Genomic DNA, 25083 nt, shown 5'->3' on the forward strand with positions numbered 1-25083 from the left:
ACCAAGGCTCAGCCCGGCCAGACACTGGAGTCGGCACCACCATCGACATCGATGATCTTGCCGGTGACCCAGGCCGATGCGGGGCTTGCCAGGTACAAGGCTGCGGCGGCGATGTCCTCGGGTTGCCCCAGGCATTTGAGCGGGGTGTTGGCCTCCATGGCACTGCGCATGGCTGCGGGCATCACACCGGCCAGGGCGTCGGTCAGAATGGGCCCGGGCGCCACGGCATTGACCCGTATCTGCGGGGCGAAGTCCTGTGCCAGCAGCCGTGTCAGCTGCGTCAGTGCTGCCTTGGCCGTGCCATAGGCACTGAAATGGCGTTGCGCATAACGTGCGGCCACCGAGGTAATGTTGACGATGTTGCCGCCTCCGGCATCGCGCATCAGCGGTACGCACAACTGCGCCAGGGCGTAGGCGGCACTGACATTGAAGCTGAGCACCTGTTCGAAGGCGTCCGGGCTCATCGCCAATGGGTCGTTCGGGCCGCCGCCGCCGGCGTTGTTGACCAGGTGGGTGATACGCCCCAGTTGCTCCTGGGCGGTGCTGACCAGGGCCATGCGCTGCTGGCTGTCGGTAACGTCGCAGCTCAGCGCCAGCGCACGGCAGCCACGGCGACGCACTTCTTCAGCGACGGCTTCGACATCTGCCAGCGAGCGGGCGCTGCAGACCACGTCGGCGCCGGCATCGGCGTAGGCCAGGGCGATGGCGCGGCCAATGCCGCGGCCGCTCCCCGTGACAATGGCGACACTGCCAGCAAGGTTGAAACGTTGCAGAATGCTCATGGCTGTCCTTGGGTGGTGAAAGGGGCAGGGGCCTTCGGTGGCGGGCGGTGTTGGCGCACAGGGCTCAACGGGGCGCCCACAGGTCCGGCAAACCCGGGTCTGAGGTGGCGATCAGGCGCTTGAGCAACACTTTCAGCGCCTGGGCATCACCGGCGCCCAGGCGCGCGGCAATGTCCTGCTCGACCGCTTTTGCCAACGCCACTTCCTGTAGCGAGGCTGCTCGGCCATCGGCAGTCAACACATAGCGCACCTGGTTATCGGCAAACTCCCGGGCAACCAGGTTTTGCCGTTCGAGAAAGCGCATGCTCGCTGCGCTGACCACATGCCCGGTGTAACCGACGAAGGCGTTGATCTCGTCCAGGCTCAGGTTGTCGCGAATGCACAGGGTGGAAAGGATGAAGAAGGCATGCTCATCCAGCTGCTGGTTCTTCAGCAGTTGGCGCAAGGCGTACAGCATCTGGTAATGCGAGCGACCCAGCAGGTAGCCCAGCAGGTCTTCGGTGTAACTGCAATCGGGCGGTGGCGGGGTGGTTGCCAGGCGTAACTCACTGCGCGGCTTGCGCATGGCCAGGGCGTACTGGCCACTCTGGAAGGCCAGCGGTGCGCGGTCACTGTGGTCGAATGCAAGCACTTCACCCACAAAGATCACATGGTCGCCGCCTTCGTACTGGAAGGCGGTGCGGCACTGAAAGCGCGCAGTGCAGTCCTGCAGCAGCGGTGCAGCACTGATGCCGGTATCAAGCTCGATCTCGGCAAACTTGTCCTCGCCCTGGCGTGCAAAGCGCCCGGACAGCGACTCTTGTTCGGTGGACAGCACATGCACGTTCCAGTGCCGGCCACCGCTGAACACGGGCAGGCTTCTGGCGCTCTTGGCCAGGCTCCACAGCACCAGCGGCGGGTTGAGCGAGACCGAGTTGAAACTATTGGCAGTGATGCCGATTGGCGTACCGTCTTCAGCCTGAGTGGTGATGATGGTCACCCCTGTGGTAAAGGTGCCGAGCGCGGCGCGGAACGCTTGGGGGTCGAAGCAGGCGTGCGATGCCATGATGGGCCTCATGGAGTGGTTGTGCGTGCCTGCAGTATCGCCAGCGTGGCAAGGCCTCACATCGTCTCAACGGACTAACGATTTTGCTTCAATCGTCCACTTGGACGAGGCGCCCGGCGTGGCTGTGGCGCTAGCGTGCAGTCAGGGCGTTGACCCTGAACGGCCGTATCAATGCTGGCCTTTGAACAGTTGAGGAGGCACCAATGAGTTGTGCAGGTTCATCCGTCGAAGGGCTTACGGCCCTGTTGTCAGAGCAGAAGAAGGCGTTCAACGCAGCAGGGGCGGTCAGCGCCCAGGTGCGTCGAGCGCGCATCCAGCGTGTGATCGACCTGCTGGTCGAGCACCACATGGCGTTGGCCGAGGCGATGGATGCCGACTTTGGCGGCCGCCCGGCGGGGTTTTCCCTGATGAACGATGTGCTGGGCTCACTGGGTTCGCTCAAGCACGCGCGCGACCACCTCGAAGGGTGGATGCAGGATGAGCCGCGCCCGGTGTTCTCGCCTTACGATCAGTTGGGCGCCGAAGCCTGGGTGATGTATCAGCCCAAAGGCTCGGTGGGTATCCTGGGCACCTGGAATGCCCCCGTCTACACCTTGCTCAGCCCACTGGCCTCGGCCCTGGCGGCAGGCAACCGGGCGATCCTGAAACCCTCCGAGGTGGTGCCGCGTACGGCCTCGCTGATTGCACAACTGATTGGCGAACACTTCGACCCGCTCGAAGTGGCAGTGGCCACCGGCGGCGAAGACCTGGGCAAAGCCTTTACGGCGCAGCCGTTCGATCACCTGGTGTTCACCGGCGGCACCGAGGTGGGCAAGTCGGTGATGCGCCATGCCGCCGAAAACCTCGTGCCGGTTACACTGGAGCTGGGTGGCAAGTCGCCGGTGATCGTGGGGCGCAGTGCCGACATTGCGACGGCGGCATACCGCATCGCCGTGTCCAAGACCACCAACAGTGGCCAGGTGTGCATCAACCCTGACCTGGTCTATGTCCCGCGTGAATCGCTGGATGCGTTCGTCGACACCTTCGCGCGTACTTACCGCGAGCTGATCCCAGAGGTGCGCGACAACCCGGACGTAGTGGCGGTGGTCAATGCCCGGCACCTGGCCCGCGTGCAAAGCCTGGTCGAACAAGCCAAAGGGGCCGGTGCCCGGGTGGTGAACCTGCCCAACGAGCAGCCGGTCGATGCGCAGAACCGCAAGCGCCCGCTGCAACTGGTGATCGACCCGCCCGGCGACAGCCGTATCATGCACGAGGAAATCTTCGGCCCGGCCATGGTGCTGTTGCCGTACGACGAAGTTGACCAGGTGCTGGCCCAGGTCAACGCCAGGCCACGGCCGCTGGCCCTGTACTACTTTGGCACCGACCCCGAAGAGCAGCGCCATGTGCTGGCGCACAGCCTGTCGGGTGGCGTCACCCTCAACGATGTGATGATGCATGCCGCCTTGCATGACGCGCCGTTCGGCGGCGTTGGTGGCTCGGGCATGGGCCATTACCATGGCCGTGAGGGTTTTCTCGAATTCAGCCACACGCGCACGGTGCTCAAGGCGCCTGAGCATGACCCGCGCCGCGAATGGGGCTTGTTGCCACCGTACAGCGAGCAGTTCCTGGCCGCGATGGTGGCGCAGATCACCGCGGATTGAACCGCGCGCCGGCTTACACGCGTGTCGGTCGGCATCACAACTCAACAAGAAAGTGGAATTCAGCACATGGAAAACAACGCATTATCCGGCGCCGACGGCGCTGTGGACGGTTGGCCGCGCCGCCAGGTTCTCAAGGCTGGCGCCGTGGCGTTGGGGGTGGGCCTGCTGGGGCGTTTTGCCGATGCCCGTGCGGCGGGCCTGTCTGCCAGCGACTACCAGGCCCTGGATGCCTGGGCGATGGTAAAGGGCCTGCAGGCGGGGCAGTTCAGCAGCGAAGACTTGCTGGCGGCGGCCATTGCCCGTTGCGAGCAGGTCAACCCGAAGCTCAATGCCGTGAACATGCGCCACGATGATTATGCGCGGGCGCTGCTGGCCGCCAGGCGCAAAACCGGGACCTTGAACCAGGGCCCGTTGGCCGGCGTGCCGATTCTGCTCAAAGACCTCAACACCTTTTTGCAGGGTACCTCCACCAGCAATGGCAGCCGGTTGTTCAAGGACGCGCCACCCGCAGCGGTGACCAGTACCCTGATCAGCCGATATGAAGCGGCGGGTGCAGTGCCGTTCGGCAAGACCACCAGCCCTGAGTTCGGCCTTACCACCACCACCGAGTCGCTGCTCTGGGGGCAAACGCGCAACCCATGGAACCTGGCGATGAGTGCCGGCGGGTCTTCGGGTGGCTCCAGCGTGGCCGTGGCCGCCGGCATCGTGCCGGTCGCCCATGCCACCGACGGCGGGGGCTCGATCCGTATTCCGGCCTCCTATTGCGGGGTGGTCGGCCTGAAACCGACGCGTTACCGCACCCCCAGCGGCCCGTTGCGCCTGGAAGCCTCGTTCGGTGCCAGTGTTGCCAACGTGGTGTCACGCAGTGTGCGCGACACGGCGTTGTTCCTGGATGCAGGGCAGGGGCACGAGCGCGGCAGCCCCTATTGGGCCCAGCCACTGCAGCGGCCTTACGTGGATGAGCTCGGCCGCGACCCCGGCCGCCTGCGCGTCGGCCTGGTGCGCGACTCGATGACCGGGGCTGCGCTGGACCCTGCAATTGCCAAGGTGCTGGAACAGACCATCAAGCAACTGCTGGGCCTGGGCCATGAGATTGAAGAGCTGCGCTTGCCCATCGACCCTCGACAGCTGTTCGGCTCGCACGGGGCGGCAATGGGCAATGCCGTGCTCGCCATGGTCAATGACCGGGAAAAAGCGCTCGGCCGTAGCCTGGGGCCGCAAGACCTGGAGCTGATCACCTTTGGCGTGCTGGAACGTGCAGGCAAAGTAACGGGTGAAGGCGTGGTGCGCGCCCGGCAATCGTTTGAAGACATCAGCATGGCGATGGAGCAGCAGTTCGAGCGTTTTGATGTTCTGCTTTCCCCCGTCACCTCCAGCCTGACCCCGGCGTTGGGAGAGCTGTCGCTGAACCAGCCGTACGAGAGCTATGCGCAAAAAGCCATGGGCAGTGCCGGTTTCACAGTGCTTGCCAACGTCAGTGGCCAGCCGGCTATTTCCTTGCCGCTGGGCATGAGCGACTCAGGCTTGCCGGTGGGCATGATGTTCACTGCCCGGCTGGGTGGCGAAGACCTGTTGCTACGCCTGGCTGCGCAACTGGAGCAAGATCGCCCGTGGCTTGCACGGCGCGCCCCGGTGTAACACAAGGCGCCAGGGAAGGCGCCGGATTGCTGCATCCTAGTCCGCTTTGACGATGAACAGACTTCCATTGCATTCGATCATCCATCACGGCCCGCGCATTCGCGCAACCAGATTGGGAGAACGAACGGATGGACAGCATGCGAGTAAAGACGCCCGAGGAAGTCGAATTGCTGGAGCGCGCCCGGCGCATGGTGCCCGCGCTTAAAAGCCGCACGGCGCGGGCAGATCGCGAGTTCCGGGTGCCTGACGAGACCATTTTCGAGCTGCAGCAGGCCGGTTTGTTGCGGGCGCTCCAGCCCAAGGCGTTCGGCGGCTATGAAGTGGACCCGCGGACCTTTTTCGAAATCCAGATGACCCTGGCCGAGGGCTGCATGTCCACGGCCTGGATCTACGGCGTCATCGGGGTGCACCCCTGGCAGCTGGCGCGCTACCCGGTCGAGGCTCAGCGCGATGTCTGGGGCCAGGATGCCACCACCCTGATCTCGTCCACCTACATGCCTGTGGCCAAGGTGGTGCCTGTCGAAGGCGGCTACCGCATCAGCGGGCGCTGGGGCTTTTCCAGTGGCAGCGAACACTGCCAGTGGTGCTTCCTGGGCGGCGTGTTGCCGGCCAGCGCAGAGCAGCCGGCCGAGCATGGTACGTTCCTGATCCCGCGCAGCGATTACCGCATCGAGCATAACTGGGATGTGCTGGGCCTGCGCGGTACCGGTAGCCACGACATCATCGTCGAAGATGCCTTTGTGCCGGCGCACCGGGTGCAGCGCACCAACAACTGCACGGTAGAAGCCACGCCGGGGCGCCTGGTCAACACCAACCCGATCTACGCCATTCCGTTTGCCCAGGTGTTCACCCGTGCCGTGTCGTCCTCGGCCATTGGTGCCCTGCAGGGGGCGATCAACGAGTTTCGTGCCAACGCTGCCGCGCACATTGGCAAGCACGGCATGAAAACGGCAGACGACCCGGTAGCGCAAACCACGGTGGCCGAAGCCACCATCACCGTCGACAGCCTGCGCCTGGTGCTGGAGCGCAACTACGCGCACCTGATGGCGCTGGCCGAGGCCGGTGAGTACCCGGACGTCGAAACCCGCCTGCTGTACCGCTACCAGTCTTCCTACGTCACCAACATCTGTGCCGAAAAGGTCAACGAGCTGCTGCGCTGCATGGCCGCCTCGGGGTTGTACAACACCAACCCGGTGGCCCGGCTGTTCCGCGACCTGCATCAGGCGCGGGGGCACATCGCCAACAACTACATGGCCTTCAGCCGCAGCCTGGGGGCTGTGCAGATGGGCTTGCCCAACCCCGACCCCTACGTGTGAGCCGTGCCCGGGCCGCCAGGTTGCGCGCCCGGGTTTGCCAACCCTGGCCGTCGCGCCGGGGCCTTTCCGATCACTGCCAAGGCTTAACGACAATGACAGCTAACGCTCAGCCTGTTTCCTGCTACGACGTGATCGTCGTTGGCTCCGGCGCCGGTGCGATGACCTCGGCGCTGTTTGCGGCCGACCAGGGCCTGTCGGTACTGGTTATTGAAAAAAGTGACAAGTTCGGGGGTACATCGGCAATTTCCGGTGGTGGTATCTGGATCCCCAACAACCACTACTTCGCGGCCAAGGGTGGCCGCGACAGTTTTGAGCTGGCGCTGCAATACCTCAAGGCGGCCACGGCTGAGCATGGCGATGAGAAACGCCTGCGAGCCTACCTTGAGCATGCCCCGCACATGATCCAGGCGCTGGAGCACAACAGCCATGTGCGCTACACCGTGGCCGAGAAATACCCGGATTACTACCCCGAACTGCCCGGTGCACTGGCGGGTGGGCGTACCCTCGACCCGCAGCTGTTCGACACCAGCGTGCTCGGTGACGAACTGGACAACCTGCGCAAACCCTCACCCTCGACCCTGCTCATGGGGCGGGTGGCCTGGACTGCACGGCATGCCCACAAGGTCATGTCGCGCTCGCTGGGCTGGCGCTTGCTGATCGTCGGCCTGCTGTTGCGCTACAAGCTCGACTTCAAATGGCGCCGCAAAGGCCGACGCGACCGTCGTGCCGCGCTGGGCAGCGCACTGGTCGCTGCGTTGCGCCGGTCGCTGATGGACCGCAACATCCCGCTGTGGCTGAACACCGACTTTGAAATTTTGCGCACCGAAAACGGCAGGGTCAGCGGTATGCAGGTGCGCCGTGCGGGCCAGGTACTGGAGCTGCAGGCTCGGCGTGCGGTGGTGTTCGGCTCCGGTGGTTTCGAGCAGAACCAGGCACTGCGTGAGCAATACCTGCCGCAACCGACCCTGCGCGCCTGGAGTGCCACACCCCCCGGCAACAACACCGGCGCAGCGCTGCAGGCCGGCCTGGCGCTGGGGGCGGCCACCGCCCTGATGGATTGGGCCTGGTGGGCGCCAACCATCGCTGTACCCGGTGAAGAAAAGCCGCGCGGGGTGTTTGCCGAGCGCGCCTTCCCGGGGGCAATCGTGGTCAACAGCCTGGGGCGGCGCTTTGTCAACGAAGCGGCGCCGTACCTTGAGTTTGTCGACGCGATGTACCGCGACCATCACCGCAGCGGTGGCAAGAGCATCCCGGCCTGGGTGATCTTCGATGGGCATTTTCGTTTCAACTATGCCATGGGCCCGCTGATGCCGGCACAAGTGATGCCCGACAGCCGCCTGCGCAAGGAATGGCTTGGCACCCTGTACTTCAAGGCCGATAGCCTGGCAGCGCTGGCAGGGCAGATCGGTGTCGATGCAGCCGGCCTGGCGCAGACGGCAGAGCGCATGAACGGGTTCGCCCAGCGCGGCGTCGACCTGGACTTTGGTCGGGGCGGCAACGTGTTTGACCGCTACTACGGCGACAGCAACGTCAAGCCCAACCCTTGCCTGGCGCCGCTGAGCAAAGGCCCGTTCTATGCCATGCGCCTGGACGCCGGAGACATTGGCACCAAGGGTGGCTTGCTGACCAACGAACATGCGCAGGTGCTTAGCCAGGATGGCGTCGCGATCCCGGGGTTGTATGCCATTGGCAATTGCTCGGCCTCGGTGATGGGTACCAGCTACCCCGGTGCCGGCGGCACCCTCGGCCCGGCCATGACCTTTGGCTACATCGCGGCCCGGCACATTGCCGCAAACGCGTAAGGAGCTGCCATGTCTGCTGCTGAAAAATCAACGTGCACCGATATTCAACCGGTGCTGCAGGTCGCCCACTCTGGCGCGTTGCATTGGGACGATCAGTGTGACGTACTGGTGATTGGCTGGGGCGCGGCAGGTGCCTGCGCAGCCCTCGAAGCGCGTGCCCAAGGCGCCGATGTGCTGGTTGCCGACCGCTTTCAGGGCGGAGGCGCCAGCGCCAAGAGCGGTGGCGTGGTCTATGCCGGCGGCGGCACGCGCCAGCAGCGGGCAGCCGGTTTCGAGGACACGCCCGAAGCGATGTTTGCCTACCTCAGGCACGAGACCCAAGGCGTTGTGGCTGATGCCACCTTGCAGCGTTTTTGCCAGGACAGCGCTGGCAACCTGGCGTGGCTGGAGAACCATGGGGTGCCCTATGCCCACAGCATGCCGCCCGGTGGCAAGACCAGTTATCCCCCCGATGGCTGCTTTTTGTATTACTCGGGCAACGAGATGGTGCCTTCCCACCGGGGTGCGCTGGCGCCTGCACCGCGCGGCCACCGTACCGTGGGCAAGGGGCAATGCGGTGCGGTGCTGTTCGCACACCTGAAGTCGGCGTGCCTGCGCAACGGTGTGCGGGCCCAGCTCCAGGCTGCGGCCCGCCGCCTGGTGGTCGACAGCCGTGGGCGGGTACTTGGCGCCGAGTTGTGGTGCCTGCCCGCCGGCAGCAAGCAGGCGCAGTTGCATGCAACCTGGGCGGCACGTGCCGAACGCCTGCAAAACCTTGCGCCGCGATACAGCGAGACACTGCGCAAACGCCTGCGCCAACTGGAGCGCGATCATGCACGGCCGCGGCTGGTTCGGGCACGGGGCGGCGTGGTGCTGAGCACGGGCGGGTTTATCTTCAATCGCGAGCTGATCGCCCAGCATGCCCCGAAATATCGGCGTAACTTCAAGGTCGGCGCCACGGGCTGCGATGGCAGTGGCTTGCGCCTGGGCCTGGCGGCCGGTGGCGTGGCCGACCGCCTGGCACGGGTTTCGGCGTGGCGTTTCATCAACCCGCCGTTATGTTGGCCCAAGGGCATCGTGGTCAACGCGCTGGGGCGGCGCTTTGTAAACGAGGAAGTCTATGGCGCCACGCTGGGCGAGCCCCTGTGCGAAGAACAAGGCGGCAAGGCATGGCTGGTGCTGGACGCCCGCTTGCGCCAGCAAGCGATCAGGCAGGCACTGTTTGCGGGGTACTGGTGGTTCCAGCGTTTGCCAGCCTTGGCCCTGATGCTGTGGCGCGTGCGCAAGGGCCAGAGCATCGAACAGCTGGCTTACGCCACCGGGATGCGCAGTGATGAGCTGCGCAGTGCCCTGGGGGCCTACAACGCCGCAGCGCGCGGCGATGCCGCAGACCCCTTCGGCAAGTCTGCCGAGAGCCGCCAGGTGCTCGCCAAGGGGCCGTTCTACGCGTGTGACATTTCGGTCGGCAACCCGCTGTTCCCAATGGGCGCCTTGACCCTCGGCGGGCTGAAGGTCGATGAAAGCAACGGTGCCGTGCTGGATGCGCAGGGGCTGGCCATTGCCGGGCTTTATGCAGCGGGCCGCACGGCCATCGGCATTCCGTCGCACCTGTACGTCAGCGGCTTGTCGCTGGCCGATTGTGTGTTTTCCGGCAGGCGCGCAGGGCAGGCGGTAGCTGCAGCCCTGACGCCTGTGGTAATCGAAACCTGCGAGCAACCGACATGAGCCTGGACTACCAGACAGTACGCGTAACCCGCGTGATTGAAGAAACCGCTGACAGCCGGTCGCTGGAGTTCGACCTGCCGGACGCGCTGAAGGCCCGGTTCGCCTATCAGCCGGGGCAGTTCCTGACGTTGCGGGTGCCGTGTGGCGACGGCTGGTTGCCGCGCTGCTATTCACTCTCCAGTACGCCACTGGTAGATGAACCCCTGCGTGTCACCATCAAGCGGGTGCGCGATGGCCGCGCGTCCAACTGGCTGTGTGACGACGTGCAACCGGGTGACAACCTGCAGGTACTGGTGCCGGCCGGCGTGTTCGTGCCGCGGCAGCTGGACACCGACCTGCTGCTGTTTGGCGCCGGCAGTGGGGTAACCCCGGTGCTGTCGATTCTGCGTTCGGCGCTGTTGGCCGGGCACGGGCGGGTGCTGTTGGTTTATGCCAACCGCGACGAGGGCTCGGTGATTTTCCGCGACCAGCTCAAAGCCCTGGCCAGTGCGCACCCGCAGCGCCTGCAGGTGATTCATTGGCTCGACTCGGTGCAGGGCACCCCGTCAATTGACCAGTTGGCCGAGCTTGCGCGCCCGTTCGCACACGCCGAAGCGTTCATCTGTGGCCCTGGGCCATTTATGGATGCTGCGGTCAAGGCATTGCACAACCTGGGAATGCCGGGCGCCAAGGTGCATGTCGAGCGCTTTGTCTCCTTGCCCGAAGAAGGAACGGTCAGTGCGCCGCAGGTGCTGGATACCTCGCGGCCTTGCAGCCAGCTTTCGGTGCGCCTGGATGGCGAGGAGTTCGAAGTGCCCTGCGCCGAAGGCGAGACCCTGCTCGATGCCATGCGCCGTGCCGGCCTGAAACCGCCAAGCTCGTGCCTGGTCGGTGCCTGTGCCACGTGCATGTGCACGGTTGAAAGCGGTGTTGTGCAGATGCTGCGTAACGATGCCCTGGATGCCCATGAAATCGAGCAGGGCTGGGCGCTGGCGTGCCAGTCACTGGCCCGCAGCGAACACCTTCGTGTGATTTTCCCCGAATAACCTGACTGGCGAGTTTGCACCATGACCTCAAGTACCGCACTGCCGGGCACCGTCAATGCCTGGAACCCATTGCCCCTGTCGATTCCGGCCATGCTGTTTGCCAGTGCCGAGCGCCACGCCGGCCGGGTGGCAATCGAGCAAGAAGGCGTTGCCATCGACTACCGTGACCTGCCTGACCTGGCCCTGGGGGTGTGCCGTAGCCTCATGGCAGCCGGCGTGCAGGCGGGCGACCGCGTGGCCATCTGGGCACCCAACTGCCGCGACTGGGTCATTGCTGCGCTCGGCGTGCATTGTGCTGGCGCGGTACTGGTACCGATCAACACCCGTATGAAGGGCGCCGAGGCGGCCGATATCCTGCAGCGCAGCGAAGCCCGGGTGTTATTGATGCAGGGGCAGTTCCTCGGCGTGGACTACCCGGCGATGCTGCAACCGTGGCGCCCGGCCAGCCTGGAGCAGGTGGTGGTGTTCGGTGCAGCGCCCGCGCCCGCAGCGGCCGACCTCGACTGGCTCACGTTTATCGGCAACGGCGCCGCTGTTAGCGAAACACAGGCCAGGCAGCGCGCTGCGGGGGTAGGGCCGCGTGACTTGTCCGACCTGCTGTTCACGTCAGGTACCACCGGCAAGCCCAAGGGCGTGATGAGCGCCCACGGGCAAACCCTGCGGGCCTTCAACGAATATGTGAAGGCCATCGGCCTGCTGCCCGGTGATCGCTACCTGATCATCAACCCGTTTTTCCATGCGTTTGGCTACAAGGCGGGTTGGTTGACCTGCCTGCTGGCCGGGGCGACTATTTTGCCGCATGCCGTGTTCGACGCCGAGGTGGTATTCCAGCGCATTGCCGCCGAACGCATCAGTGTGCTGCCGGGGCCGCCAACCTTGTATTTGTCGATGCTCGCGCACCCGCGCCTGGCCGAGACCGACCTGTCGAGCCTGCGCATTGCCGTGACCGGCTCTTCGACCATACCGCCCGTGCTGATCGAGCGCATGCGCGTTGAACTGGGTATCCGCGTGGTGACCACTGCCTACGGCCTGACCGAATGCGGCGGGCTGGCGACCATGTGCAACCCTGATGACCCTGCTGACGTGGTTGCCGGTACCAGCGGCCGGGCGATTGACGACACCGAGGTGAGCATCCGTTCGGCGCTTAATCAGCCAGTGGCGACCGGTGAGTCCGGGGAGATCTGCCTGCGCGGCTTTCATGTGATGCGGGGCTATTTCAATGACCCGGAAGCCACCGCACAGGCGATAGATGCCGATGGCTGGTTGCACACCGGCGACATCGGCAACCTAGATGCGGCCGGGAACCTGCAAATTACCGACCGGCTCAAGGACATGTTCATTGTCGGTGGCTTCAACTGCTACCCGGCAGAAATCGAAGCCGGGTTGATTCAGCACCCGGCCATTGCCCAGGTGGCGGTCATCGGGGTAGCGGACGAGCGCATGGGGGAGGTGGGGTGTGCCTGCGTGGTACTGCGCCAAGGCCAGCAACTGGACGCGTCAGCCCTGATCGCCTGGGCACGGGAGCGCATGGCCAACTACAAGGTACCGCGGCATGTGCGGTTTTTTCAGGCGTTACCAGTCAATGCTTCGAACAAGGTGGTCAAGGGCGAGTTGCGTGACGCTGTACATGCATGAGCAGGCAGGGGCGGCTTTGCACCGCCCCTGCCAGTGCAGGCGCCCGCTTCAGTGGCCTTCAAAGCATGCAGGGCGCTTTTCGATGAAGGCCTGCATGCCTTCTTTCTGATCCCGTGACGCAAACAGCAGTGCATTGGCCTTGCGCTCCAGCGCCAACCCCGCCTCGAGCGGCGCATCCATGCCGGCCAGGATCACTTCCTTGATCTGTTCGGCCGCCAGCGGCGGCATTGCCGCGATCACCTGCGCGAGTTGCAGCGCCTGAGCCAGCACCTGGTCATCGTCCACCACCTCGCTGACCAGCCCGGCCAGCCAGGCTTCCTCGGCGCTGATTGGTTGCCCGGTCAGCGCCATGCGCATGGCCTTCGCCTTGCCCACCGCCCTCACCAGGCGTTGGGTGCCACCAATGCCCGGCATGATGCCAATGCGAATTTCCGGTTGGCAGAACCGTGCACTGCGCCCGGCGACGATGATGTCGGCCAGCATCGCTAGCTCGCAGCCACCGCCGTAGGCATAGCCGCACACGGCTGCAATCACCGGTTTCGGGCAATGCTGGATCGGCGCCCAGACCCGCTCGGTGTGGCGCTGGTAGATGTCGATCGGGCCTACCCCGGCCAGGCTATTGATATCGCCACCGGCAGCAAACACTTTGTCGCCTCCGGTCAGCAGAATGCAGCGTACCTCCGGGTTGCTGGCCAGCTCGGCAAAATGCTGCGACAGCAAGGCTTGCAGCTCCAGGCTAAGGGCGTTGGTCGCGTGTGGGCGGTTGAGCCGCACCAGGGCTACACCCGGCGCCGGAAATTCCAGCAGCACCGGGGCGGTCAGTGAGTCAGACATGGTCAACCTCAGGCATGGGGCGCCTCCGGGTGGGCGCCGTTGCGCGGATTGTTGCGGTCACTACCCCGGTTTTCATCGTCCGTTCAGACGACGAGGCTTGCGCGCATTGCCCCTAGAGTGACCCTCAACACAAGCATGAGGGGCACGCCATGAGCGGTCACGCGGGGCTGGATTACAACGGCAAGGTGGTGCTGGTCACGGGCGGTACCAAGGGTATTGGTGCAGGTATTGCCCGCAGCTTTCTGGCGGCGGGTGCCAGGGTGGTCGTATGCGGGCGCACGGCGCCCGAGCAATTGCCCCGGGTGGGGGATGCGCAGGCAGCGTTCATTGCGGCCGATGTCCGTGACCAAGGTGCGCTGCAAGGGCTGTTCGACACCTTGCGCCAGGACTACGGCCGCCTCGACGTGCTCATCAACAACGCCGGTGGCAGCCCTACGGCTGACGCGGCCAGCGCTTCGCCACGCTTCCACGAAGGGGTCATCCGCCTGAACCTGATTGCCCCGTTGAACGTGGCCCAGCAGGCCAACCTGCTGATGCAGGCGCAAGCCGGCGGTGGCTGCATCGTGTTCATCGGCAGCATCAGCGGGCTGCGGGCCTCGCCAGGCACCGCCGCTTACGGTGCAGCCAAGGCCGGGGTACTCGCCCTGGTGCAATCGCTGGCTGCCGAATGGGCGCCCAAGGTGCGGGTTGTGGCGGTCAGCCCAGGGCTGGTTCGCACCGAACTTGCCCACCTGCATTACGGCGACGAGGCCGGTATCGCCGCAGTCGGCGCTGGCATTCCGGCCGGCCGCCTGGCCGTGCCCGAAGACATTGGCAACGCCTGCCTGTACATCGCATCACCGCTGGCCGGCTACGCCAGTGGTTGCAACCTGTTGTTGCATGGCGGCGGTGAACGCCCGGCTTACCTCGGCGCGGCGCAGGTCGCGCCGCACTGATAGACCCACCTCGGCGTTGCAGTCGCGGGCGCCGCTTTGAACACGCAGGAGACGAACGTGGCTGATCCACAATTGCTATCCAAAGTGCGCGCCCTGATCGGGCGCCAGTACGGGCGCGTGAATGCCTGGGATGAGGTCAACGCGCCGATGATTCGCCATTGGTGCGAAGTCATCGGCCTGGACAACCCGCTGTACACCGACCCGGTGGCCGCTGCCGGCAGTTGCAATGACGGCATTGTCGCCCCGCCGCCCATGCTGCAGATCTGGTGCATGGAAGGCTTTCATATCAACAACTATGCCCCAGGCTCGACCACAGACAACCCGTATGAAGTGCTGGGCCTGATCGAAAGCTACGGCTACCCCTCGGTGGTGGCGGTGAACTCGGAGCTTACCTTCGAACGCAACCTGCGCCTGGGCGAAAAGCTGTACTACACCACGCGGCTCGAATCGGTCGGTGATGAGAAAACCACCGGGCTGGGCACCGGCTTTTTCGTCACCCTGATCATGGAGTACTTCGCGCAACACGCCAGCGGCGACGAAAAAGTCGGTGAGTTGTTGTTCCGCGTGTTCAAGTTCCGTGCCGCCAACGTGCACGCGGTCCAAGCCCAGGTCGTATCCGAGCCGGTGCAGGCCAAGCGGCCAGCGCCCGGGGTCAGCGACGACACGCGCTATTTCTGGGAGGGCTGCGAGCAAGGCCAGTTGCTGATTCAGCGCTGCACGCAATGCGCCACCTTGCGTCACCCACCCGCACCAGTGTGTACCGCTTGCCACAGCTTTGACTGGGACACCCTGCAGGCCAGCGGCAAAGGCCGGCTGTATTCCTTTGTGGTCATGCATTACCCGCAGGTAGCGCCGTTCGACCACCCCAACCCGATTGGCCTGATCGAACTGGATGAGGGCGTGCGCCTGATTGCCGGGCTGGTCGGTGTTACGCGCGAACAGTTGCAGATCGGCCAGCGCGTCCAGGTCGAGTTCCAGACCTTCGACGACAACCTCGCGTTGCCGTTGTTCCGGCCATTGGCAGAGTAGGGGGCAGCATGGATTTCGAACTCAATGAAGACCAGCGCGCCATTGCCGAAATGGCCGGCAGCCTGATGAGTGACTATTGCACCGACGAATGCCTGCGCGACTGGGACCTGTCCGGCCAGCCCTACATGCAGGCGCTGTGGGCCAGCTGCATCGAGACCGGCCTGCACGCACTGGCCATTCCGGAAGCGGCCGGGGGCAGCGGCCTGGGCATGACCGAACTGATCCAGGTACTGGATGCACAGGGCGGCGCCCTGGCCCAGGTGCCGCTGTGGCGCCACCAGTTGGCAGCCGCCACGCTGGCGCAGTTCGGTGGCACGGCCTTGCAGCCATGGGTGGAGCAAGCCGCCGCCGGCACCGGGCTGCTGACTGTGACACTCGACGGCTTGACCAGCGTACGCGGCATCGAGCTGCAGGCATCGGCCGAAGGCGCCGACTGGCGTTTACGCGGGCGGGTTGCGGCGTTGGCGCTGGCCGAGCAGTCGGCAGCGGCGTTGGTACTGGCGTTGGTCCAGGGGCAGCCACGGCTGGTGCTGTTGGACCTGGCGCAGGGGGGTATCAGCCGTGTGCCGGGCACCATGACCCACGGCGAGGCGTTCGCCGAGCTGCACCTGGATGGCGCCTTGCTGAGCAATAGCCACGTACTGCCAGAAGCCGCGCTGGGCTGGCTGGCGCCTCGTGCGATCGCTGCATTGGCAGCGTTGCAGTTGGGGGTCAGTGCCGAGCAGGTGCACCGCACGGTGGCCTACATCGGTGAGCGCCAACAGTTCGACCGCCCGATTGGCAGCTTCCAGGCGGTGCAGATGAGCATGGCCGACAGCCACGTGCAGTTGGAGGTATTGCGCAGTGCCCTGTGGCAGCTGTGCTACCGCCTTGACGCAGGCCTGGCAGCGCCCAGCGAAGCCTTGGCCACCGCCTACCTGGCGTGCGAGGCCGGGCACCGTATTGGCCATGCCGCACAGCATGTGCACGGCGGCATTGGTGTCGACCTGACGTACCCGATCCACCGGTTCCTGTATTGGAGCCGCGGCCTGGCCAGTGCGCTGGGCGGGTCGTCGGTGATCCTGGAACGTCTTGGCGACTGGCTGAACGATAACGACACCTTGGGATGGAAATATGACCTTGAAGAACACCAAGCGCTTTGAAGACGTAGGCCTCGGCGAGCAACTGCCGGAGCTGACGATTCCAATCACGGTCGGCCTGATTGCCGGCGGGGCGATAGCCACCCGTGACTATTTCCCGGGGCATCACGACCTGGAAGCGGCCCAGGCACTGGGTTCACCGCATATTTTCATGAACATCCTCACCACCAATGGCCTGGTGCAACGCTTTGTGGAGCAGTGGAGCGGCCCGCAGGTGCAGTTCAAGGCCCTGAAAATCAAGCTGGGCGCACCGAACTACCCCGGTGACAGCATGACCTTCAGTGGCGCAGTGACACACCAGGATGCGGCCACACGCAGTGTGGAAGTGACCCTCAAGGGCCAGAACGCCATGGGTAATCACGTGACCGGCACGGTCTCGCTGGTACTGCCTTAATTTGCCGGAGACAACACAAATGACGCATTCGACGCTATCCGGGCGCGCCGCCATTGCCGGCTTGGGCGCGACCGAGTTTTCCAAGAACTCCGGGCGTACCGAGCTGCGCCTGGCCATGGAAGCCACCTTGGCAGCACTCAAGGACGCTGGCATCGACCCCAGTGAGGTGGAAGGGTTCAGCTCCTACTCGGTGGACAAGGTGCCCGAGTACGAGATCGCCCGCTTGCTGGGCTGCAAGGACGTCAAGTTCTTCTCCCAGGTGCCGCACGGTGGTGGGGCTGCCTGCGGGCCGGTGATGCACGCGGCCATGGCCGTGGCGACTGGCGTGGCCAAGGTGGTAGTCGTGTACCGGGCCATGAACGAGCGTTCCTGGTACCGCTTTGGTACCGGCAGCTACGGCTTTGCCTCGACCCCCACCTTTGAAAACGTCAATTACGGTTGGTACATGCCCCATGGCTTTCATACCCCCGCGGCCTGGGTCGGCATGTTTGCCCAGCGCTACATGCACACCTATGGCGCCACGTCCGAAGACTTTGGCCGGGTAGCCGTGGCGGTGCGCGACTTTGCCGCCACCAACCCGCAGGCGTTTTTCCACGGCAAGCCGATCACCCTCGAAGAGCACCAGGCTTCGCGCTGGATCTGCGAGCCTTTGCACCTGCTTGATTGCTGCCAGGAGTCCGACGGGGCGGTGGCCATGGTCATCACCTCGGTGGAGCGTGCCAAAGACCTGAAGCAGAAGCCGGTGCTGATCAAGGCCGGGGCGCAAGGTATCAGTGCCGGCCAGCAAGTGATGACTTCGTATTACCGCGACGACATTACCGGCCTGCCGGAAATGGGCGTGGTGGCCAAAGAGCTGTATCAGCAGTCGGGGTTAGGCCCGGAGGCCTTCCAGACGGCGATCATCTACGACCATTTCACCCCGTTCGTATTGCCACAGCTGGAGGAGTTCGGCTTCGCCAGGCGTGGCGAGGCCAAGGACTTCATCCGTGCCGGGCACCATGCCCGGGGTGGCAAGCTGCCGATCAATACCCACGGCGGGCAGCTGGGGGAGGCATACATCCACGGCATGAACGGCATTGCCGAAGCCGTGCGCCAGGTTCGCGGCACGGCAGTGAACCAGGTGGCGGACGTTGAAAACGTGCTGGTTACCGCCGGAACCGGCGTGCCGACCAGCGGCCTGATTCTCGGCACGGTATAAGGAGCGCCCCATGTTCGTCGACCTCACCCCCGAGCAGCGTGCCCTGCGCCTGAAGGTTCGGGACTATTTCCAGAACCTCATGACCCCCGAACTGCGCCAGCAGATGCGCGGTACCGAAGGCGGCGAGCTGTTTCGCCGCACCATCGCCCAGATCGGCCGTGACGGCTGGCTGGCGGTTGGCTGGCCGAAAGCCTATGGCGGGCAGGGCTATGCGGCCACCGAACAATTGATCTTCTTTGAAGAGGCCAACATTGCCGGGGCACCGCTGCCCTTCGTGACCATCAGCACGGTGGGCCCGGCGTTGATGGCACATGGTTCGGCGCTGCAGAAGGAAAAGTTTTTGCCGGGCATCGCTGCAGGCGAAATCAACTTTGCCATTGGCTATTCCGAAGCCAGCGCAGGCAGCGACCTGGCGGTGCTGAAAACCAGCGCCCGGGAAGAGGCCGACGGGTTTGTGGTGAATGGCAGCAAGTTATGGACCTCGGGTGCCGATTCGGCGGACTACATCTGGCTGGCGGCGCGCACCGACCCCGAACGGCCACGCCACAAGGGTATTTCAATCCTGATTCTCGATACCCAGGCCGAAGGTTTTTCCAGCACGCTCATCCCGACCTCCGGAAACCCCACGGCGGCCACGTATTACGATAACGTACGGGTCCCGCGGGACATGCTGGTGGGTGAGCTGCACGGTGGCTGGAAGCTGATCACTGCACAGCTCAACCATGAGCGCCTTGGCCTGGGTGCCTGGTCAGACAAAGTGGTCAGCCTGTTCAGCCGCGTCTATCTATGGGCACGTTGTGCCGACGAACAGGGCCATCGTGCCACTGACCATGCCTGGGTGCGCCGCGATCTGGCAGAGTGTTACGCAAGGCTCGAAGCCATGCGCCTGATCAACTTCCGTATCGCTGCCGACCTTGAGCACGACCGGGTTGATGTGGCCCTGGCGTCGACGACCAAGGTCTACGGCTCGGAATCGGCCATCGAGATCTTGCGCAAATTGTCGGCCATTGTCGGCGCCAGCGGCTTGACCCGCGCCGGCTCGGCCGCCGCGTATCTGCTGGGTGAACTCGAGTACGAAGTACGGGCCTCGGTCAACCTCACCTTCGGCGGGGGCACCAACGAGATCCAGCGAGAACTGATTGCCCAGTTTGGCCTGGGCATGCCACGCGCAGCGCGTTGAAGCACGAAGCAGGGGCACTGCGCCCCGCGTGACAATAACAATAACGTCCCTTTCAGGTGAACGAATGAGCGCAATCGAGCAATTCAGGCAAGAGACGCGTGACTGGCTGCAGGCCAACTGCCCGCCGTCAATGCGCACGGCCACTTCCGAAGGCGAGATCGTCTGGGGTGGCCGGCAGGTGGAATTTCCCAGTGCCGACGCCCGGGTCTGGTTCGAGCGTATGCGTGACAAAGGCTGGTTCTGCCCGCAATGGCCTGTGGAGTATGGGGGCGGTGGCCTGAGCGATGCGTTCAACGCCGTGCTGGAAAGCGAGCTGCGCAAGCTCAAGTGCCGCCCGGCGCAAATCAACCTGGGCATCTGGATGCTTGGCCCGGTATTGCTGGAGTTTGGCAGCGAAGCGCAAAAGCTGGCGTTGCTGCCACCGATGTGCCGCGGTGAAGTGCGCTGGTGCCAGGGCTTCTCCGAGCCCAATGCCGGCTCGGACCTGGCCAGCCTGAAAACCTCGGCCACTGTCGATGGCGATGACTTCGTCATCAACGGGACCAAGATCTGGACCTCCTACGGCGACAAGTCCGACTGGATGTACGCCCTGGTACGCACTGACCCCAAGGCGCCCAAGCACGAAGGTATCAGCCTGATCGTGCTGGACATGCAAAGCCCGGGGGTGAGCGTGTCGCCGATCGACCTTATCAGCGGCAAATCAGCCTTCTGCCAAGTGTTTTTCGACAATGTGCGGGTGCCGCGCAGCCAATTGATCGGGCCGCTGAACGGTGGCTGGAACCTGGGCAAGCGCCTGTTGCAGCATGAACGCAAGGCGATGTCCAAGTTCGGCGAGTTCAGCCTGCCCACGCACTTTGATCTGCTGGCGCTGATTGAGCAGTACCTGCCCGACAGCCAGGCCCCTGCCGACCAGGCACTGCGGGCACGTGCCCAGGCCTGCGCGATGAACGAACAGGTCTACAACCTGACCGTGCAACGCCTGGGCGAGGAAGCCCGGGTTGGCATGGACACCAGCGCGCTGATGGCAATCATGAAACTGGTGCATACCGAGCAGGAACGCGAAAAGTTCGAGATCTTGCTCGATGCCCTTGGCTACCGCGCACTGGGTGCTGCAGGCGAGGCATTCGCTGAGCAGGAGTTGGCGATTACCCGTGGCTGGCTGAACAGCTATGCCTTGACCATCTCGGGTGGCTCGTCGGAAGTGCAGCTGAATGTAATCGCCAAGCGGGTCCTGAACCTGCCAAGCGCTTGAGGGAGTGTGATCATGAGTCTGGTGTATAGCGAAGAGCAACGCCTGCTGGCCGACAGCGCCCGTGAGTTTCTTGCCGCGCGCAGCCCAGTGGCGGCGCAGCGGCAGTTGCGCGACACGGCACAACAGCCGGGTTACGACCCGCAGCTGTGGCAAGAGGCCGTGGGGCTGGGCTGGAGTGGCATACCGTTCCCTGAGGCGCTGGGTGGCCTGGCGTTTGGTTGCATGGGCCTTGGGCCGGTCTTTGAGGCGATCGGTGGCAACCTTGCGGCGACACCCTTGTTGTCCAGTGTCGTGCTCGCGGGTTCGTTGCTGCACTTGGCGGGTTCGCCCGCCCAGCAGGACCAGTGGCTGACTGCGTTGATCAGCGGTGAGCGCCGGTTGGCCCTGGCGCTGGACGAAAAACCGCGACACGACCCGGCGCAGACCGCACTGGCGGCAACCAAGGTAGCAGGTGGCTACCGCCTTGAGGGCGACAAGTGCTTTGTCATCGATGGCCTGGGTGCCGATGCCTATCTGGTTGCGGCGCGTACCGCCGGGCAGGCCGGCGATGAGCAGGGCATCAGCGTGTTTCTGCTGCCGGCCGATACGCCGGGGCTGCACATCAACACGCTGGCACTGATCGATTCACGCAATTGTGCCTGGCTGCGCCTGCGTGATGTACAGGTGCCGGACGCAGCCCTGCTGGGCAGTGCCGGCGCGGCCTGGTCGGCGCTGGAAGAAAGCCTCGATCGCGGCCGCGCATGCCTGGCCGCAGAGCTGCTGGGCGCTGCCGATCATTTGTTTGCCATGACCCTGGGCTACCTCAAGACCCGTGTCCAGTTCGATGCCCCGATCGGCTCGTTCCAGGCCCTGCAGCACCGCGCAGCGCGCCTGCATGTCGAGCTGCAATTGGCCCGTAGTGCGGTGATGGCAGGCTTGTCAGCACTGGAGGACCAGCACTTGAGTGCGGGCGAGCGTGGTCGCCTGGTCGGCCTGGCCAAATGGAAGGCCGGTGAAGTCGCGGCGCTAGTCAGTAATGAAGCGGTGCAGATGCATGGCGGTATTGGCGTCACCGATGAGCTGGATGTCGGCTTGTACCTCAAGCGCATAAGGGTTGCCCAGGCATGCCTGGGTGACAGTGACTTTCAGTGCGCACGCTATGGCGCCCTCAAGTCCTCGGAGAACTGAACGATGAAGCTGGAACAGTGGCGCAGCGCGTGGCAGCAGTTGATTGGCCCCGGCTCGCCGTACGAAGTGGCAACTGCGCCCGAGGGTGGGCTGCGGTATTTCCGTCATGCCGCGGCCAACCTGCTTGAGGCAATCGATGCCGGCCGGGTGCATGGCGAGCGTGAGTTTCTGGTGTGGGAACAGCAACGCCTGACGTTCGATGGGTTTTTCCAACAGGTCGACCGCCTGGCGGGGCAACTTTCGCAACGGTTTGCTGTTGCCCAGGGCGACCGGGTGGCCATCGCCATGCGCAACCAGCCTGCCTGGCTGGTGGCGTTCGTGGCGATTCAACGCTGCGGCGCGGTGTGCGTACCGCTAAATAGCTGGGGCCTGCGTGACGAGCTGTTGCACGGGTTGCAGGACAGCGGCGCGCGGGTGCTAGTGTGTGACCTGCAGCGCCTGCAGTTCCTTAAAGGTGACCTGATCGACGAGCGCTTGCCTGCCATTGTGGTCGGCGCGGCCGGGCAGGCGTTGCCGTCCAATTGCCAACCTTACGAGGCGCTGGCAGAGGCGCCGTTGCTGGCACTGCCGCCCATCAGCATCGCGCCTGATGACCCGGCGCTGATTCTTTACACCTCGGGCACTACCAGCCGCGCCAAGGGTGTGTTGTCCAGCCACCGGGCCATTTGCCAGGCACTGGCAGCGCTGGAATTCCAGGGGGCATTTTGCGCGCTGAGCTCGCCCGAGCGGATCAAGGCGGTGATCGACAGCGGCTTGCCGCCGACCAACCTGATGGCGGTGCCGTTGTTCCATGTCAGCGGCCTGCATGCACAATTTCTGTTGGCGCTACGCAGTGGCCGACGTTTGCTGCTGATGTACAAGTGGGACGTGGACAAGGCGTTCGACCTGATCCGTGACGAGCGCTGCACCCAGTTCAACGGTGCGCCGGTCATGATGCAGCAGTTGCTCAACTCGCCGCGCTTCGCCAGCAGCGACAGCGACTCCCTCTATGGCCTGGGCCTTGGCGGGGCGGCCGCTTCCAGCCGGTTGCTGGCCCATATCACCCGGCTCAAACCCCTGGCCATTGGTGGCAGTGGTTATGGCCTGACCGAGAGCAACGGCATTTGCGCCGCCGTGGGTGGCGATCAGTTCGCCTACAAGCCCGACTCGGTCGGCTGGCCGCTGCCGATTGTCGATGTGTGCATTGGCCCTGACCCGGGTTCGCCGCTGCCGGCCGGGCACAGTGGCCTGATCTGGTTGCGCTCCCCGACCCTGATGAATGCCTACTGGCAGTTGCCGCAGGCCAGCGCCGAGGCGGTGCAGGACGGCTGGCTGGATACCGGGGATATTGGCCACCTGGATGATGAGGGTTTTCTCTACATCACCGACCGGGCCAAGGACCTTATCAACCGTGCCGGCGAGATGATCTCCGCCAGCGAGGTCGAGTCGTGCATCTGCGAAATGCCTGGCGTGGTCGAAGCCGCTGCCTTTGCAATTGCCGACGATGACCTGGGTGAACGGTTGGCGCTGGTATTGCGCTGCGAGCAGGTGCCGGCGCCGTCCAGCGAGCAGGTCTGTGCCTTTATCGGGCAGCGGCTGGCGGCTTACAAGGTACCGGCCGAGGTGCACCTGCTGCACACCCCTTTGCCGCGCAATGCGTCGGGCAAGCTGATCAAGGCGCAGCTCAGGGAATTATTGGTCGACGCCTGACCGCGTAGTCTTTCCGGACGATGTTCTCCCCGGCAGATCAGGAACAATGGAGTACCCCAGTAGTCCTGGTCTGCGAAGGAGTCAACCGATGAAAACAACAACAGGCGTGATGTTCGTAGCAGCAGTGGCCGTCAATATCGGCCTGCAAGGCAACGCACTTGCGCAAGTCTCGCCAGAAGAAGCGGCCAAGCTCGGTAATCAACTGACCTGCGTCGGTGCTGAAAAGGCCGGCAATGCCGAGGGCACCATTCCACCCTACACCGGCAAGTACCTGGGTGAAGTGCCGGGCTGGAACCACGTGAAGTTTTCCGGTGATCAGCCGGTTGACCCTTACGCCAACGAAAAGCCGGTACTGGTGATTACGGCGCAGAACATGAGCCAGTATGAAAGCCACCTGACCGAAGGCCAAAAGGCATTGTTCAAGCGCTACCCCACCACCTACAAAATGAACATCTACCCGGGGCACCGCGACTTTCGCTACCCGGACTACGTTTGCGAGCGGGTAAAACACAACGCCTTGCATGCCAGGCTGGTTGATGACGGCATGGGCATCGAGGGCCTTGGCCAGGTACCGTTCCCGATCCCGAAGAACGGCCTGGAGCTTTTGTGGAATCACCAGTTGCCAGCCCGTGCCTATACCGAAGAAAAAGTCAGCGACCTGGCGTCGGTATTGCCCAACGGCAGCATTGGCTGGGGGCGTGCGCACGCCCGCAACATGTCCCAGGCCAACTCGCCGACCGTCGAGCCGAAGACCGAAGATGGCGTACAGGCGATGAGCTGGAACACCACCTTGAAGCCTGCGCGGGACAATGGCGTGGTGAGCATTTCGCATGAGCCCTACAACTTCCTGGCCAACCCGCGTCAGGCCTGGAGCTACAGCCCATCCACCCGCCGCGTGCGGCAGCTGCCCGGCTACGGCTATGACCAGCCGATGATTGGCACCAACGGCACCATGACCGTGGACGAGGACCGCCTGTACAACGGCTCGCCCGAGCGCTTCAACTGGACATTGATCGGCAAGCGTGAAATCTATGTGCCAGCCAATGCCTACAAGCCCAATGCCGGTGATGTGAAATACGCCAGCATATTGACCCCGAACCACCCCAACCCCGACTACATGCGCTATGAACTGCGCCGGGTGTGGGTGCTTGAGGCGAAGTTGAAGGAAGGCTATCGCCATGTCTATGGCAAGCGTGTGCTGTTTATCGACGAAGACACCTGGAACTCGGTGCTGGCAGACAACTACGACAGCCGTGGTGCCCTGTGGAAGCATGCAATGATCAACTACTACTACCACCCGGACATGAGTGCCTGGCAGGCTGGCTCGCAGTTTTTCATGGACCTGAACTCTGGCCAGTACACCGGTTACGGCATGACCAACGAAGCGAAGAAAGGGCCGATCCTCAACGAAGCCAAGTTCACACCGGACATGTACACCGCCGATGCCGCGCGGGCGATGGGGCGTTAACGGCCTCGATCAGCGGTATGTAGAAAACCAGGTCGGTTGCCTGCAAGGCAGCCTACCTGGGGCATTGGGCCGCTATGCCGCCCTTTTTTATTGGCCGGTTGCGCATTCTCAGACCTTGTAGGAGCGGGTTTACCCGCGAAGCAGGCGACGCGGTGCATGGCACCGGCTGCGCCGGTGTTCGCGGCTGAAGCCGCTCCTACAATGATCGCGT

The 25083-nt window shown here is 64.1% G+C and carries 20 protein-coding genes; 17 read left to right on the forward strand and 3 right to left on the reverse strand.

What is annotated here, in order from left to right; genetic code table 11:
• Window positions 1–8: 8 nt before the first annotated feature.
• Window positions 9–782 carry a glucose 1-dehydrogenase gene (locus ACIP02_RS25220; protein ID WP_400622180.1) on the reverse strand — a complete coding sequence of 258 codons (774 nt, stop codon included), beginning with the start codon at window positions 780–782 and terminating at the stop codon, window positions 9–11.
• Between the two features lie 64 nt (window positions 783–846).
• On the reverse strand, window positions 847–1827 hold the full coding sequence (locus ACIP02_RS25225) for a flavin reductase (protein WP_400622183.1): 981 nt from the start codon (window positions 1825–1827) through the stop codon (window positions 847–849).
• Window positions 1828–2030: 203 nt separating this feature from the next.
• On the opposite strand from ACIP02_RS25225, the gene ACIP02_RS25230 reads away from it, so the two are divergent.
• From ACIP02_RS25230 to ACIP02_RS25260, 7 genes are all read left to right on the forward strand, one after another.
• Window positions 2031–3467 carry a coniferyl aldehyde dehydrogenase gene (locus tag ACIP02_RS25230; protein ID WP_400622186.1) on the forward strand — a complete coding sequence of 479 codons (1437 nt, stop codon included), beginning with the start codon at window positions 2031–2033 and terminating at the stop codon, window positions 3465–3467.
• 66 nt (window positions 3468–3533) lie between these two features.
• The gene (locus ACIP02_RS25235; protein ID WP_400622189.1) at window positions 3534–5105 is read left to right on the forward strand and encodes an amidase; all 1572 of its coding nucleotides are present in this window, start codon (window positions 3534–3536) and stop codon (window positions 5103–5105) included.
• Window positions 5106–5233: 128 nt separating this feature from the next.
• Window positions 5234–6421, forward strand: a complete 1188-nt coding sequence (locus ACIP02_RS25240; protein WP_400622192.1) for an acyl-CoA dehydrogenase family protein — start codon at window positions 5234–5236, stop codon at window positions 6419–6421.
• Between the two features lie 92 nt (window positions 6422–6513).
• Window positions 6514–8223, forward strand: a complete 1710-nt coding sequence (locus ACIP02_RS25245) for an FAD-dependent oxidoreductase (protein ID WP_400622195.1) — start codon at window positions 6514–6516, stop codon at window positions 8221–8223.
• A gap of 9 nt (window positions 8224–8232) precedes the next feature.
• Window positions 8233–9927, forward strand: coding sequence for an FAD-binding protein (locus ACIP02_RS25250; RefSeq protein WP_400622198.1), 1695 nt, complete (start codon window positions 8233–8235; stop codon window positions 9925–9927).
• Window positions 9924–10952, forward strand: a complete 1029-nt coding sequence (locus ACIP02_RS25255; RefSeq protein ID WP_400622201.1) for a 2Fe-2S iron-sulfur cluster-binding protein — start codon at window positions 9924–9926, stop codon at window positions 10950–10952. Before ACIP02_RS25250 ends, ACIP02_RS25255 begins: the two co-directional genes overlap by 4 nt.
• Before the next feature lie 90 nt (window positions 10953–11042).
• A complete protein-coding gene (locus ACIP02_RS25260; RefSeq protein ID WP_400622231.1) occupies window positions 11043–12587 on the forward strand; it encodes a FadD3 family acyl-CoA ligase in 1545 nt (514 codons plus the stop codon).
• Between the two features lie 48 nt (window positions 12588–12635).
• Here the strand turns inward: ACIP02_RS25260 and ACIP02_RS25265 are convergent, their stop codons facing one another.
• On the reverse strand, window positions 12636–13421 hold the full coding sequence (locus ACIP02_RS25265; protein WP_400622203.1) for an enoyl-CoA hydratase: 786 nt from the start codon (window positions 13419–13421) through the stop codon (window positions 12636–12638).
• Window positions 13422–13570: 149 nt separating this feature from the next.
• Between ACIP02_RS25265 and ACIP02_RS25270 the strand changes: the two genes are divergently transcribed.
• The 10 genes from ACIP02_RS25270 (at window position 13571) to ACIP02_RS25315 (ending at window position 24872) form a co-directional block, all read left to right on the forward strand.
• Window positions 13571–14356 carry an SDR family oxidoreductase gene (locus ACIP02_RS25270; protein ID WP_400622206.1) on the forward strand — a complete coding sequence of 262 codons (786 nt, stop codon included), beginning with the start codon at window positions 13571–13573 and terminating at the stop codon, window positions 14354–14356.
• A 57-nt stretch (window positions 14357–14413) separates the two neighbouring features.
• Complete coding sequence (locus ACIP02_RS25275) at window positions 14414–15385, forward strand: bifunctional MaoC family dehydratase N-terminal/OB-fold nucleic acid binding domain-containing protein (RefSeq protein WP_400622209.1); 972 nt, start codon at window positions 14414–14416, stop codon at window positions 15383–15385.
• Between the two features lie 8 nt (window positions 15386–15393).
• A complete protein-coding gene (locus tag ACIP02_RS25280) occupies window positions 15394–16527 on the forward strand; it encodes an acyl-CoA dehydrogenase family protein (protein WP_400622212.1) in 1134 nt (377 codons plus the stop codon).
• Window positions 16499–16918, forward strand: a complete 420-nt coding sequence (locus ACIP02_RS25285) for a MaoC family dehydratase (protein ID WP_400622215.1) — start codon at window positions 16499–16501, stop codon at window positions 16916–16918. Before ACIP02_RS25280 ends, ACIP02_RS25285 begins: the two co-directional genes overlap by 29 nt.
• A gap of 19 nt (window positions 16919–16937) precedes the next feature.
• Window positions 16938–18116: a lipid-transfer protein gene (locus ACIP02_RS25290; protein WP_400622218.1), complete on the forward strand. Its 1179-nt coding sequence runs from the start codon at window positions 16938–16940 to the stop codon at window positions 18114–18116.
• Window positions 18117–18126: 10 nt separating this feature from the next.
• Complete coding sequence (locus tag ACIP02_RS25295; RefSeq protein ID WP_400622220.1) at window positions 18127–19296, forward strand: acyl-CoA dehydrogenase family protein; 1170 nt, start codon at window positions 18127–18129, stop codon at window positions 19294–19296.
• Between the two features lie 64 nt (window positions 19297–19360).
• Window positions 19361–20548: an acyl-CoA dehydrogenase family protein gene (locus ACIP02_RS25300; protein ID WP_400622223.1), complete on the forward strand. Its 1188-nt coding sequence runs from the start codon at window positions 19361–19363 to the stop codon at window positions 20546–20548.
• A 12-nt stretch (window positions 20549–20560) separates the two neighbouring features.
• Window positions 20561–21715, forward strand: coding sequence for an acyl-CoA dehydrogenase family protein (locus ACIP02_RS25305; protein WP_400622226.1), 1155 nt, complete (start codon window positions 20561–20563; stop codon window positions 21713–21715).
• A 3-nt stretch (window positions 21716–21718) separates the two neighbouring features.
• Window positions 21719–23404, forward strand: a complete 1686-nt coding sequence (locus ACIP02_RS25310; RefSeq protein WP_400622228.1) for a class I adenylate-forming enzyme family protein — start codon at window positions 21719–21721, stop codon at window positions 23402–23404.
• 109 nt (window positions 23405–23513) lie between these two features.
• Window positions 23514–24872 carry a DUF1329 domain-containing protein gene (locus tag ACIP02_RS25315; protein WP_400622234.1) on the forward strand — a complete coding sequence of 453 codons (1359 nt, stop codon included), beginning with the start codon at window positions 23514–23516 and terminating at the stop codon, window positions 24870–24872.
• The last annotated feature ends 211 nt before the right edge of the window (window positions 24873–25083 follow it).

Origin of the sequence: Pseudomonas sp. NPDC089408 (assembly GCF_044749445.1) — a bacterium.
In the GTDB taxonomy this organism is placed as follows: Bacteria; Pseudomonadota; Gammaproteobacteria; order Pseudomonadales; family Pseudomonadaceae; genus Aquipseudomonas.

Coding starts and splice junctions, on each gene's coding strand:
- ACIP02_RS25265 (WP_400622203.1), bottom strand. CDS start 13,421: ATGTCTGACTCACTGACCGCCCCGGTGCTGCTGGAATTTCCGGCGCCG.
- ACIP02_RS25230 (WP_400622186.1), top strand. CDS start 2,031: ATGAGTTGTGCAGGTTCATCCGTCGAAGGGCTTACGGCCCTGTTGTCA.
- ACIP02_RS25255 (WP_400622201.1), top strand. CDS start 9,924: ATGAGCCTGGACTACCAGACAGTACGCGTAACCCGCGTGATTGAAGAA.
- ACIP02_RS25280 (WP_400622212.1), top strand. CDS start 15,394: ATGGATTTCGAACTCAATGAAGACCAGCGCGCCATTGCCGAAATGGCC.
- ACIP02_RS25295 (WP_400622220.1), top strand. CDS start 18,127: ATGTTCGTCGACCTCACCCCCGAGCAGCGTGCCCTGCGCCTGAAGGTT.
- ACIP02_RS25220 (WP_400622180.1), bottom strand. CDS start 782: ATGAGCATTCTGCAACGTTTCAACCTTGCTGGCAGTGTCGCCATTGTC.
- ACIP02_RS25290 (WP_400622218.1), top strand. CDS start 16,938: ATGACGCATTCGACGCTATCCGGGCGCGCCGCCATTGCCGGCTTGGGC.
- ACIP02_RS25225 (WP_400622183.1), bottom strand. CDS start 1,827: ATGGCATCGCACGCCTGCTTCGACCCCCAAGCGTTCCGCGCCGCGCTC.
- ACIP02_RS25315 (WP_400622234.1), top strand. CDS start 23,514: ATGTTCGTAGCAGCAGTGGCCGTCAATATCGGCCTGCAAGGCAACGCA.
- ACIP02_RS25285 (WP_400622215.1), top strand. CDS start 16,499: ATGACCTTGAAGAACACCAAGCGCTTTGAAGACGTAGGCCTCGGCGAG.
- ACIP02_RS25300 (WP_400622223.1), top strand. CDS start 19,361: ATGAGCGCAATCGAGCAATTCAGGCAAGAGACGCGTGACTGGCTGCAG.
- ACIP02_RS25310 (WP_400622228.1), top strand. CDS start 21,719: ATGAAGCTGGAACAGTGGCGCAGCGCGTGGCAGCAGTTGATTGGCCCC.
- ACIP02_RS25270 (WP_400622206.1), top strand. CDS start 13,571: ATGAGCGGTCACGCGGGGCTGGATTACAACGGCAAGGTGGTGCTGGTC.
- ACIP02_RS25245 (WP_400622195.1), top strand. CDS start 6,514: ATGACAGCTAACGCTCAGCCTGTTTCCTGCTACGACGTGATCGTCGTT.
- ACIP02_RS25260 (WP_400622231.1), top strand. CDS start 11,043: ATGCTGTTTGCCAGTGCCGAGCGCCACGCCGGCCGGGTGGCAATCGAG.
- ACIP02_RS25240 (WP_400622192.1), top strand. CDS start 5,234: ATGGACAGCATGCGAGTAAAGACGCCCGAGGAAGTCGAATTGCTGGAG.
- ACIP02_RS25250 (WP_400622198.1), top strand. CDS start 8,233: ATGTCTGCTGCTGAAAAATCAACGTGCACCGATATTCAACCGGTGCTG.
- ACIP02_RS25305 (WP_400622226.1), top strand. CDS start 20,561: ATGAGTCTGGTGTATAGCGAAGAGCAACGCCTGCTGGCCGACAGCGCC.
- ACIP02_RS25235 (WP_400622189.1), top strand. CDS start 3,534: ATGGAAAACAACGCATTATCCGGCGCCGACGGCGCTGTGGACGGTTGG.